Origin of the sequence: Streptomyces niphimycinicus (genome assembly GCF_018883605.1) — a bacterium.
Classification (GTDB): domain Bacteria; phylum Actinomycetota; class Actinomycetes; order Streptomycetales; family Streptomycetaceae; genus Streptomyces; species Streptomyces niphimycinicus.
In genome coordinates, this window is record NZ_JAHLEM010000311.1 from 1 (window position 1) to 11,829 (window position 11,829).

Below are 11,829 nucleotides of genomic sequence, written 5' to 3' on the forward strand. Positions count from 1 at the left end.
GCAGGCTCGACCAGGCCGCTCTGGACCTCGGCCGCGAGTATGTCCGCCATGCGCCCTGGAGCGCCGGAAAGCGGGCCCTGGTCGAGAACCACCTCAACGCCGCACTGCGGGACCGCCCCCTGCACCGCCTGGCCCGGACGCGCTTCGGCGCCACGTTCGCCGTCGACACACAGGACCTCATCCAGCGCTATCTGTACCTCTTCGGCGTCTGGGAGCCGCATATGACGCGGTGGCTCCAGCGCCGTCTCAAGCCCGGCGACGTCTTCGTGGACGTCGGGGCCAACATCGGCTACTACAGCATCCTGGCCTCACGCCTCGTCGGGGCGGGCGGCAAGGTGGTGGCGATCGAAGCCTCGCCGACGTTCCACCGCATCCTGCTGCGGCACGCGCGGCGCAACGCATGCGCCAACATCCGGGCGATCAACGCGGCCGTCTCCGACCGCGACGAGCTGCTGACGTTCATCCTCGCCAGTTCCCGCAACATGGGCGCGAACAGCGTCGTCCCCTACGACGGCCCGGCCGAGTCCACCTTCGACATCGCGGCCCAGCCCCTGCCCCGCCTCCTCACCGAGGACGAGATCACCCGGGCCAGGGTGATCAAGATCGATGTGGAGGGCGCGGAAGGCGGCGTCGTCCGCGGTCTCCTCCCCCTGCTGGACAGGCTGCGCCCCGACGCCGAGCTGACCGTCGAGGTCACCCCGCAGCGGATGGCCGACCTCGGCGACTCCGTGGACGAGCTGCTGACAGCCCTGAAGAGCCACGGCTTCCATGTCTACCGCCTGACCAACGACTACGCGGCGGGCACCTACCCGGACGCGATCCGGCGCGCGCCGCAGGTGCCGATGCGCTGGCGGGGCCCGGTCGCCGAGGAAAGCGACCTGGTCTTCTCGCGGGTCGACGCGGAGACCTTGCCCTGACACAAGGCGGACGGTGCCTGGCGTCACGGTGCCCGGTGTCACGGTGCCTGGCGGACGGTGCTACTGGTCGTCCCGGGGCAGGTGGACCTTGGCGTCGTCGTAGCTCGCGTCGCCGGTCGGCTCGGCCAGGGCGTAGACCAGGTTCAGCACACCGGTGCTGAAGGTCGCGGAGGAGATCAGTCTCAACGGGATCGTGGTGTCGCCCTCGTCGAACAGCCGCATGCCCTTGCGGACGGCGATCGGGTGCACCAGCAGGTGCAACTCGTCCAGCAGGCCGTGCGCCAGCAGTTGCCGGACGACGGAGACCGAGCCGCTCAGGGCGATGTCCCCGCCCGGTTCGCGCTTCAGCGCGGTGACGGCGTCCGCGAAGTCGCCCTTGAGCAGCTCGGAGTTCCGCCAGGTGAAGCTGAGGTCCTGGCGGGACAGGACGATCTTGCGGGCGTCGCCGAGCTTCTTGGCGAAGTGGGCGTCCTCACCGCCCGCCGCCTCGCGGCCCGGCCAGGCTCCGGCGAAGCTGTCGTAGGTCTTGCGGCCGATGAGGAGGGTGTCGGACGTGCCGAGGACCGCGTCGACGGCGGCGCCCATCTCGTCGTTGAAGTAGGGGAAGTGCCACTGGTCGGGCGCCTCCACGACCCCGTCGAGCGAGATGAACAGGCTGGCGGTGATCTTCCTCATGACGCCCCTCCATGGGATGCGGTCGGTGAGCTCTTCCTCCCCTCAGACCAGGGAGGCCGCACAAACTCATCGGTGGGGGCGAGCGGGTTTTCAGCGGGTGTCGTAGCGCCAGCCGTCCATGGCGGCCAGGACCCGGGCCCGCGCCTCGACCACCGCGAAGCGGGCCGCGCGCTCGGCCTCGTCGGTGTGGGCGGACTGGCTGGTGACCTGGCCGGGCCACTTGCGGTAGAGCAGGCCGGTCTCGGCGGTGAACCAGCCGCGGCTGACCGCGTTGAGGGCCATGAGAAGGCCGGTGTCCTCGGAGGCGGGGAGGGCCATCCAGCCGCCGAGGGCGAGGAGCAGATCCCGGCGTACGAAGAGGGTGGCGGGGTGGACCTGGGCACGGTGGTCGTTCGACCGCCAGAATTCGAGGACGGCGCCGCGCGCGATGGGCCCCTGCGGCGGATCGCCCTCGAAGCCGACGGTGGAGCCGTCGGGCAGCAGATCCAGGGCGCGGCAGGTGGCCCAGCCGAGATCGGGATGGTCCATGAGCGCGCGCAGGTCGCGGGCGAGGGCGCCGGGGGTGAGCATGTCGTCGGCGTCCAGCACCTTGACGTACGCGCCCTCGGCGCGGGCGAGCCCCATCGTGCGGGCCATCGCGGCCCGGCCGGCCCGGCCCTGGCCGAAGCTGACGCGGGCGTCATCGGGGACGTAGGGGCGTACGGCGTCGGTCTCGCCGTCCTCCTGGACGACCCACTGCCAGTCCCAGCCGTCCGGCAGCTCCTGCTCGCGCAACGACTTGTAGGCGTCCGGCAGATACTCGGCGCCGAGGGCGTGGACGGCGGTGATGACGGTGATGATGTCGGGCATGATCACCAACTCGTCAGGGGCGTGGTGAAGACCAGCTCCGTACGGTCTCCGCACAGCGTCACATCGGAGACCTCCACGACCCGGTCGCCGATATCCCTACAGATCTTGCGCAGGACGATCACCGCCACACCCTTCCTCAGCCCGAGCGCCTCGGCCTCTTCCACCGTGGGCGGCCGGGCCGTGATCCGTTCCTCTATGCGGTCCAGCTCGACGCCGATCGTGTAGAGCTGATTCTGGGTGCCGCCGGGCCAGGGCTCGTTGGCGGCGTCGAGCAGATCCGGATTTTCGGCCACCACGTCGTGGACGAGGTACGAGTGCACCAGGGCGAACGGCGCCTCCTCCGCGCGGCAGTTGGTGCGATAGATCCGCTCCAGCAGCCGCGTGCCCACGGGGATGTGGAAGACGGACGCCAGATCGTCGTCGGCCTTCGCATCGCGGTACTCGGCGTGGAAGGCGAGGTCGGTCACCTCCAGCCCGGTGTCATGCTCGGTGGACCCGGTCCGCAGACGCTCCGCCGTGGACCGGCGCGCCCGGTCCTTCTCCCACTGATGCCGATCGTTGCTCCGCGTGACCCGACGCCGCGGGGTGCGTACGAAGGTCCCGACCCCGTGCCGCCTGTCGATCAGCCCCTCGGCCACCAGCTCCGACAGCACCCGCCGAAGCGTCGGCACACTGGTCCGATACCGCGCCGCGAGCTCGTCCTCGGCCGGAAGCCGCTCCCCGGGCAGGAGCTGACCTGCACGGATGCTCTGCCGCAAGGCATCCAGGGCATCCAGGGCATCGGCGAGCTGCTCGTACTCGGCCATGCGTAGCTCACCGTCCCGTCCCCCGGTTGTGCGGCCGCCGCGGACGATTTCAGCGTAAGTCCTCAAGAGGTCTCATGCCCCGATGAGCCACCGCCCCCGAATTGGCCCGCGACCCGGGCACGGCGCCCGGGAGACACTGACCCGCCGTACTTCGTGAGGAGATGCCATGCCGCAGGTAGCCGTGGTCACCTTTGACGGATTCAACGAGCTGGACAGCTTCATCGCCTCCGCACTGATCAACCGATGCCGCAAGGACGGCCTGGAGGCGTTCATCACCACACCGACGCCGGTGGTCACCTCCATGAACGGCGTCGAGGTCACCGGCCAGCGCCCGATGGAGTTCGTGACCGAAGCCGACGTCGTCCTGATCGGCAGCGGAGTAAAGGCCCGCGAGGTCGTCGCCGACGACCACCTGATCTCCCGCCTCACCCTCGACCCCGCGCGCCAGCTCATCGGCGCCCAGTGCTCCGGCGCCCTGGTCCTCTCCCGCCTCGGGCTGCTGGACGGAATGCCCGCCTGCACGGACATGAAGAGCCGCCCCTTCGTCGAGGCCAGCGGCGTCACCGTCCTCGACGTCCCCTTCCACGCCGAGGGAAACATCGCGACGGCAGGCGGCTGCCTGTCCTCCCAGTACCTCGCCACATGGGTCATGACCCGAACGGTCGGCGAGGCGCCGGCGCGGGGCGTCCTCGACTACGTGGCCCCGGTCGGCGAAAACAAGGAGACGGTCGAGCGCGCGCTGCGCGCGGTGCACACGGGCGAGGCGGCGTTGCGCTGACACGCCGGGCATCTCCCCTCGGGGCTGATGCCTCGCCCACACCCTCTGCCTACGTCGCGGTGGAGCTGGTCGAGGTTGCAGCAGCCGTGATGGTGGTCGCGCCGGGCCGTCACTGGGCGCGCCCCTGAACTCGCCTTGCCTTGACCGTGAACCAGACCGTCTTGCCGACCGTGTGCTCGATGTCGCCCCAGGCGTCGGCGAGTTCGCCGACGAGTAGCAGGCCACGGCCGTTCTCGCTGTCCGTACGCGGAGGTTGGGCGGCCGGTCGGCCGGGGCCGGAGTCGCGTACTTCGATGCGTACCTCTTCCTCGGCCGCTTCGATCCGTACCCGGAACAGCCGGCCCGGTGGGACGCCATGCAGGAGGGCATTGGTGGCGATCTCCGATACGCACAAGCGAGGCTATCTTGTGGCTATTCGCGAAAAATGGCGAGGCTCCAGGGGTGGTGGCCAAGGGGTCGCTTACTGTGTAAAGCGGCAAGGTCGGCGAGTGCCGATCACGCTTGAGGAGGGGCTCAGTGGCCAGCGATGCGTGGATCAGTTCCTCGATGCCCTATCTGCGGCCCGTTGAGGGTGGTCAGGGCGACGCATGGGGTGCGGAAGCGGCAGCGCGCGGCAGGCGTGGCACGCAGCGCATCCTGCATGCCGGGGAGGTTTCCGCTCCGGCTGTCGTGGCCCGCCTGCTGGGGCTCGAGGACGGGGATACGGTCGTCGTACGGCGCCGGATCATGTACCTCGACGAGGAGCCGTGCGAGCTGACCGACTCCTACTACCCGGCACACATCGCGGCAGGCACCGGCCTCGCGGGCACCACGAAGATCCGCGGGGGCGCGGTGGCGCTGCTCGCCGAGCTGGGGCATGCGGGTCGACGGGTGCGTGAGGACGTGACGGCGCGGATACCGGACGCGGAGCAACGGGAGTTGCTGCGGATCGGGGCCGAGGAGCCGGTGCTGTGCCTGGAGCGGGTCGTGCTCGACGGATCCGACCGGGCCATTCAGGCCGACCTGATCACCATGCCCGCCAGGCGCCAGCGCCTGCGCTACGAACTCAGGATGGGATGACCGTGCCGAAGGCCGAACAGGACGCAGTCGACCAGCGTTCGCTGCATGAACGGATCGCCGCCGACCTACGCGACGAGATCATGTCCGGCGACCTTCCTCCGGGCGCCAAGCTTCCCTCGACCGCCCAGCTCAAGGAGCGTTTCACCGCCTCGAACGCGACCGTGCAGAAAGCCCTGCAACTGCTGAAGGACGAAGGGCTGGCGGTCGGCCGCGCCGGAGCGGCCGTCACCGTACGCGAACACCGGCAGCGCACCATGCGACCCGCCTCGTACATGGCTCCGGCCGCACCCGGCGAACCGTACCGATGGATCAGCGAGGCCGCGGGCCACCACGCTCGCGGAAGCAGCCGACTCCTCGACGTCACCGAGATCCGCCCACCCGCCGTCGTCGCCGAGGCCCTGCGCCTCCCGGAGGACGGCACGGCACTGCTGCGGGCGCAGGTCCTGCTCATGGACGATGAGCCGGTTGAACTGGTGAAGTCGTACTACCCGCTGGAGCTGGCGCGCGGAACGGCGATGATGGACCGCCGCAAGATCAAGGGCGGCACCCCGGCCCTCCTCGCGGAACTGGGCTACCCGCCCCGCCTCAGCGTCGACAAGGTCTCCGCACGCGTACCGACCCAGGAGCAGTACGCGATGCTCGACCTACCGGGAAACCTTCCGGTCCTGCGGACGCTGCGCGTCGTCTACAGCGACGACCAGCGCCCCATCGAAGCCACGGTGATGGCCAAGGCCGGTCACCTCTACGAGCTCCAGTACGAGTTCACTCCCTCCTGAATGTCTTCGGACAATGCTCGGACGGCAGAGGACCTCGGTGTTTCGCTGCCGAGGGTCCAGCGACGACCCCGGACAGCGAGCCTCGGCAACGCTGGCGGCAGGCGGCGAAGTTCCTTCAGTGCCAGCGGCGGACGAGAGGGTGTGAGGCCAGCTCAGTAGCTACTGCATGAGGACAAAGGCAGCGCTGGTGGACATTGGGCAGGCGTGCTGCACACTGAGCATGTGTCGATCACGAAGGCGCGCCACCACCAACACAGGGAATCCCAATCGGGACGGCAACCCGTTCGCCAATTAACGAAATATTGGCCACACTGGTGGCTTACACCGCAGGGAAGAGGTAACCACCATGGGAACCGTAGGCCTGGAGACCCAGCCGAGCGCGACAACTTACGATCTTGAAGATCTCATCGCAAACGCCTGGGCTGGCAAGGTTCGCGTTCCTCACTTTCAGCGGGACTTCCGCTGGGCAACACAAGACGTCCTGCGTCTCTTCGATAGCATTGTCAAGGGCTACCCGATCGGCAGCTTGCTTCTCTGGGTGCGCAAGTCACCGGCTCAGTCTCTCACGCTCGGTCGTCTCACGATCGAGGCCCCCGCCTACGAGGACACCCTGTGGGTCGTCGACGGCCAGCAGCGCATCACGAGTCTTGCCAATGCCCTTCACCCGCAGGGCAACATGCATGCGCCATTCAGCGTGTACTATGATCTTGCGGAACGGCAATTCATCTCCCAGCCTACAACTCGGGAGCCGCAGCATATCCCGCTACCCATTCTCTTTGACTTGGAGAAATTGATCGGCTGGTTCGCGGATGAGGGTCGCGCTGCGTCCGAGCACTTCAAAGAAGCCCAGCGGGTAGCAAAAGTGCTCCGACAGTTCAAGGTACCTGCCTACCTTGTACGACAGGATGACGAAAGAGTCCTTACCGATATCTTCGACCGGATGAATAATTACGGGAAGCGACTCAGCCGTGCCGAGATCTTCTCCGCGCTGTTCGCGGGTCCAGAAGAAGGATCCCAGAATCGACTGTCGCTGTCACGGATCGCCGACCGAGTGGCGGACCGTACCGGTTTCGGCACCATCGACACAGACACCATCCTGGCGTCAATTCTGGCTCGACGCGGACCGGATCCAGCTCGGGATATCCGGAACGAGTTCGATCTAGCGGGACGCCGAAGGGCCCCGGAATTTCCGTCGGAGGACCGGGACACTGCCTATGCTCAGGGTGAGGAGGCGTTGGTCCGCGCCGTCGAGTTCCTTCAGAACCACGCTGGAGTCCCGCATCTCTCTCTTCTTGTGTACCGTGCTCTCCTCGTCGTACTCACCCGTTTCTTCGCGCACTTCCCGGAGCCCGAGGCAAACACTCTGCGTCTGCTGCGCAGACTCTACTGGCGGGTAGCCGTCTCCGGTCCGGCGGTCTTCAAGGGCAGTTTCACGCAGGTCGGCCGCGTACTGTCGGCCCGAATTAAAAAGGGTGACGAACGTGGTTCGATCATGGGGTTGATGGAGGCGATGGCTGAGGCGCAACCCACCGTGCCAAACCCTGAACGATTCAAGACTAACGAGGCCACGGCGAAGGTTGTTCTGGGCGCCTGGTGGTCTCTTGCTCCTCGCTCACTAATTAGCGGCAAACCCTTCGATGCTCAGGACCTCAGCACGCTTCTCGGAGATCAGACAACGGCGGCCACGGTCGCCTACAGGATCTTCCCCCGCGGCCTATCACCTCAGCAGCAATTGCTCGCTGCAAACCGGCTGTTCCTCCCCACTGGCAGCGAACCCGTCGATGAGATTCCTCTGCTACTGAGTCAACAGCCCGTGGACCTTGACGACGAGACTTGGGATGCGGTGCTGACCTCACATTGCCTCGATCGCACCATGACCGATCTCCTCGCTCATGGCGACCGGGGCCAGTTCCTGTCGCTACGGCAGGATGCTATCGCAAACCAATTGCGTTCCTTCCTTGACCGGATGGCCGAGTGGAGCTACGAAGATACGCCAACACTAGACTATCTTGATCTTGACGAACTGGATGACCTGCGCGAATGACCAGGATCGACGAGAATTACTACGCAGTCCTTCTCCACGGACGCCGCATCGGAACCCTCTGCCAGAAGGGTGATTACACCCGTTTCATTTTAAATGAATCATATCTAGGCGACGCACACCGCCCCGTACTCGGCTTGCGATTTGAAGAGAATCTGCGCTTGCCGTACGCTTCTGCACTACGCCTTCCCAGATGGTTCTCAAATCTGCTTCCTGAAGGGCCACTGAGGGAATGGATTGCCCAGGATCGGGGAGTGTCTCTCGACAGGGAAATGGAACTGCTCGCCCAGGTGGGGCATGACCTTCCAGGAGCTGTACAGGTCATGCCAGCCGAGGGCCCCGATGAGCAGTGGGAGTGGCCGGACGGAGATAATTCCGACGTCGCCGGTGGGTTCGGATCGCCGACGGCCGACTCTCCATGGCGGTTCTCTCTGGCTGGAGTCGCGCTGAAGTTCTCCATGCTGGCGCAGGGCGACCGTCTCACAGTCCCCACTGGAGGTGTACATGGTGACTGGCTAGTGAAATTTCCGGACTACCGTCACTCTGATGTACCGCTTAACGAGTTCGCCATGATGTCACTGGCGCGTAAGGTCGGTCTCGAAGTCCCTGATGTGCGGCTTGTGCACCGTGACGAGCTAGACGGGGTACCATCACGGATGTGGCCCAATGCAGAGGAATGGGCTTACGCGGTTCGTCGATTCGACCGGCTGTCGGATGACCATCGCACCTCAGTCCACATCGAGGACTTCGCCCAGGTCCGCGACAAGTATCCGCAGGCCAAGTACGAGGGGTCGTTTGAGACGGTAGTTGCCCTCGCGTACCGCGGCCGGGACTTGGCAGCCTTGTCGGAGGCTGTCCGCCGGATCGCCTTTTGCGTGATCATCGGCAACGGCGATGCCCACCTCAAGAACTGGTCGCTGATTTACAGGGACCGGCGGATTCCAACGCTATCCCCGGCTTATGACCTGGTCTCTACTGCTCCTTACGCGCCATCGGACGAACCCGAGGACCTCGGCCTAAAATTCGGCGGTAGTAAACGATTCGAAGACGTCGGTCTGGCAACATTTAAACAGCTACAGAATCGGCTGGAGTATCGCCTGGGTCACACCGGCGTCAACTTGGAGGCCATTGCTGCTGAGACCGCAGGGAGCGTTATTTCTCATTGGCCAGAGCATGCAAAAATAATTGCTGCTAATCCAAGCCTCCGAGACAGAGTTTCAGGGTGGATCACGGGACATGCATCTAACTTGCTGAGGCTCTAATAGCCCCTACCTACCCTACCGGCCCATCGATCTCCATCTATTGCCGCCAGCACCTCATCACGGGCTTGAGTGAAGTGGGTCCCACCCACGACCCACCTACTGCTCGGCAGGCTCCGCAAAAGATGGTGCGAGGTCTGCGAGAAATCGAAGCAGATGGAAGTCCATCAAGCTCGTCACCTCGCTGAGAACTGCTACCCGACTGAGCGGGGAACAGTTACCGCGCTCGCTACGTCGGTCCGGACGGTACAGAGAAGTCCAAGAGCTTCCCCGACCGGCAGAAGCGGCTTGCCGATCAGTGGCTCGCTCATGTCGAGGCAGATATGGCGCGAGGACAGTACATCGACCCTCGCGCCGCCCGGATCACGTTCCAGCAGTACGCCGAACGCTGGGTGGCCACCCAGGGAGCCGATCCGAACACGCAAGCCTCGATGGAGTCGCAGCTTCGGTTGCACGCCTTCCCGCACCTGGGCACACGTCCACTCGGTTCCTTCCAGCCTGCCCACATCCGGGACTGGGTGCGTCAGCTCCAGGAGAACGGCGTCCGGGGGTCGTACGCACGGACGATCTACTCCAACGTACGTGCCGCCCTGAGAGCGGCCGTGGACGATGGGCACCTTCCCCGGAATCCCTGCGCCGCCCGCTCGGTTCGGCCGCCGACGGTTGACGCGAAGCGTGTGATCCCGTGGGCGTCGGAACGTCTCTTCGCCGTCCGGGCCGCTGCCGGAGCGCTATCAGGCCATGGTCGACCTGGGCGGCGGCTGAGGGCTCCGTCAGGGCGAGATCCTGGGCGTGGCCGTCGACGCGATCGACTTCGAGTCGGACACGCTCCACGTGGTCCAGCAACTGAAGCTGAGCCGCAGCAAGGCCGTGTTACCGGTCCGCGTGGTGGGCACGTCTGGCGTACGTCACTCAACGAGGAGGCGTGGAAACCGGCGCTCGCTGCGGCTGGGGTCATCCTGGTGCCTGGGCGGGGCCAGCCGTACGCGGAGTCCCGCGAGAACGGCATGCACGCCCTGTGCCACTTCTACGCCTCCGTCCTCCTGGACGCTGGGGAGAACATCAAGGCACTCGCCGAGTACCTGGGCCACTCGGACCCCGGCCTGACGCTGCGCGTGTAAGCGCACCTCATGCCGTCCAGCCAGGAGCGCACTCGCAAGGCCGTCGCTGCCATCTTCCAGGATCGCTGAACGCCCCACCAGTCAACATGCGTCCACCGCAGCATTAGATGCAGAATTATTAGCGCTCACCGCAGCATTAGATACAGCATTGGATAGGGCATTGGATAGGGCATTGGATGCAGCATTGGATACGGCATTATTAGCGCTCGATAGGGCTTCATTCGGTGCTCGCTGGACGGCGTCCTCGATGCTGGGCATGTCAGCGCCTCTGGCATCACGACCACTCGCCGTGACCAGGGAACGCCTCCTCAGGGAGCTACTCAGAGCACTGGGCGTCCCGGTGACGGGCAGAGACGGCACCGCACACCCAACACCCTGCCCCTAGCTTCCGGAGAAACAAGACGCGATCCCTATTTCATCTGGAGATTTGTTAATTCCAGCGAACAGCAAGTAAGGTCCTGCCACCGATATAACGGAGAGGCCGCCCGGCCAGGGGCGACCTCTCCTTTCCATCGGCACAATCATTACTCGCTGCATTGGAGAACTCATGAACCGCGTGGAGAAGTCAATGGTGCCACGGCGTTGCCTTCGGATCGACCTCACCCCCCGGGAACTTCCGTTCGGCCTCATCGGCGGTGGCGGGGCAGGGCTGAGCCTGTGGTCCGGGACCCACCCCGCCGTCGTACTCCCGCTGGCGTTCGTAGTGTCCGTCCGCGTGACCGTCCGCGTCATCTAACCCAGCGGCCCAGAGACGGCCCCGGCTCACCAGTAAGCCCCCGACCTGTCGAGAAACCTTAGGTTCTAGTGGTCGTCGCAACACCCCAGTTCAGGGGGTGCGATGGACTTCGAGATCCGCAAGCAGAAGATCCAGGGGCGAAAGAAGCTGCGTCGGGAGCGGGAGGAATACTTCCGGCTCATGCGACTGGGCTTCAGTAACGCGGATGCGTGTGAACGTGTAGGCGTCAACCCTCGGACCGGCTGAGTGGCGTAACGGCCGGCCCGAGGGCCGCAAGAAGCGGCCCAGGAACGCCGCGCGGCCGGTACGGGCTCTCCCTGACCGCTCCGGCCGCTCCCGGTACCTGAACGAGGACGAGCGCATCCACATCGCCGACCGGCTGCGGGAGAAGGCGCCCATACGGGCCATCGCCGCCGAACTCGGCCGCAGCCCTTCCACGGTCAGCCGGGAGATCCGCCGCAACGGCATGCCTGTGCGCGTGGGCTCTGCCCAGTGGGCCTACCGGCCCTACGCCGCCCAGTCCCGCGCCGACGCCCGGCGGCCGCGCCCGAAACCAGGCAGGATCGGCCAGAACCCCGAACTGAGGGACTTCATCCAGGACCGCCTGGACCTGCGGTGGAGCCCGGAGCAGATCTGCCAGGCTCTGCGAGCACAGTTCCCCGGCCGCCCGGAGATGCACGTGGTCCACGAGACCGTCTACCAGGCCCTCTACGTCCAGGGCCGGGGCGAACTACGCCGCGAACTCGCCAAGGCACTGCGGACCGGACGGGCCCGGCGCAAGCCCCGGCGGCAGGCTCAGCAACGCCAGCCCC

At 65.9% G+C, this 11,829-nt stretch carries 9 protein-coding genes and 3 pseudogenes; 8 read left to right on the forward strand and 4 right to left on the reverse strand.

What is annotated here, in order from left to right; translation table 11 throughout:
• Positions 1-917 (forward strand): FkbM family methyltransferase (locus KN815_RS26410; RefSeq protein WP_308403677.1); only part of this gene is annotated, 917 nt, incomplete at its 5' end.
• 60 nt (positions 918-977) lie between these two features.
• Here KN815_RS26410 and KN815_RS26415 read toward each other — a convergent pair.
• From KN815_RS26415 to KN815_RS26425, 3 genes are all read right to left on the reverse strand, one after another.
• A complete protein-coding gene (locus KN815_RS26415) occupies positions 978-1,592 on the reverse strand; it encodes a dihydrofolate reductase family protein (protein ID WP_216344413.1) in 615 nt (204 codons plus the stop codon).
• 90 nt (positions 1,593-1,682) lie between these two features.
• Entirely contained in the window at positions 1,683-2,441 is a 759-nt protein-coding gene (locus tag KN815_RS26420; RefSeq protein ID WP_216344414.1) for a glycosyltransferase family 2 protein, read from the reverse strand.
• Positions 2,442-2,443: 2 nt separating this feature from the next.
• Complete coding sequence (locus tag KN815_RS26425; protein ID WP_216344415.1) at positions 2,444-3,247, reverse strand: GntR family transcriptional regulator; 804 nt, start codon at positions 3,245-3,247, stop codon at positions 2,444-2,446.
• 166 nt (positions 3,248-3,413) lie between these two features.
• Here KN815_RS26425 and KN815_RS26430 point away from each other — a divergent pair, with 166 nt between their 5' ends.
• Positions 3,414-4,025: a DJ-1/PfpI family protein gene (locus KN815_RS26430; RefSeq protein WP_216344416.1), complete on the forward strand. Its 612-nt coding sequence runs from the start codon at positions 3,414-3,416 to the stop codon at positions 4,023-4,025.
• A 109-nt stretch (positions 4,026-4,134) separates the two neighbouring features.
• Here KN815_RS26430 and KN815_RS26435 read toward each other — a convergent pair.
• Positions 4,135-4,419: pseudogene (locus tag KN815_RS26435) on the reverse strand (ATP-binding protein); the annotation flags it as partial.
• Positions 4,420-4,541: 122 nt separating this feature from the next.
• Here KN815_RS26435 and KN815_RS26440 point away from each other — a divergent pair.
• From KN815_RS26440 to KN815_RS52320, 6 genes and pseudogenes are all read left to right on the forward strand, one after another.
• Positions 4,542-5,084 carry a GntR family transcriptional regulator gene (locus KN815_RS26440; protein WP_216344417.1) on the forward strand — a complete coding sequence of 181 codons (543 nt, stop codon included), beginning with the start codon at positions 4,542-4,544 and terminating at the stop codon, positions 5,082-5,084.
• Positions 5,081-5,860, forward strand: coding sequence for a GntR family transcriptional regulator (locus KN815_RS26445; protein WP_216344418.1), 780 nt, complete (start codon positions 5,081-5,083; stop codon positions 5,858-5,860). Before KN815_RS26440 ends, KN815_RS26445 begins: the two co-directional genes overlap by 4 nt.
• Positions 5,861-6,206: 346 nt before the next feature.
• Positions 6,207-7,904, forward strand: a complete 1,698-nt coding sequence (locus tag KN815_RS26450; protein ID WP_216344419.1) for a DUF262 domain-containing protein — start codon at positions 6,207-6,209, stop codon at positions 7,902-7,904.
• Complete coding sequence (locus KN815_RS26455; RefSeq protein ID WP_216344420.1) at positions 7,901-9,163, forward strand: type II toxin-antitoxin system HipA family toxin; 1,263 nt, start codon at positions 7,901-7,903, stop codon at positions 9,161-9,163. Before KN815_RS26450 ends, KN815_RS26455 begins: the two co-directional genes overlap by 4 nt.
• A 206-nt stretch (positions 9,164-9,369) precedes the next feature.
• Positions 9,370-10,350 (forward strand): annotated as a pseudogene (locus KN815_RS26460) (site-specific integrase); the annotation flags it as partial.
• Between the two features lie 769 nt (positions 10,351-11,119).
• Positions 11,120-11,829, forward strand: a pseudogene (locus tag KN815_RS52320) (transposase); the annotation flags it as partial.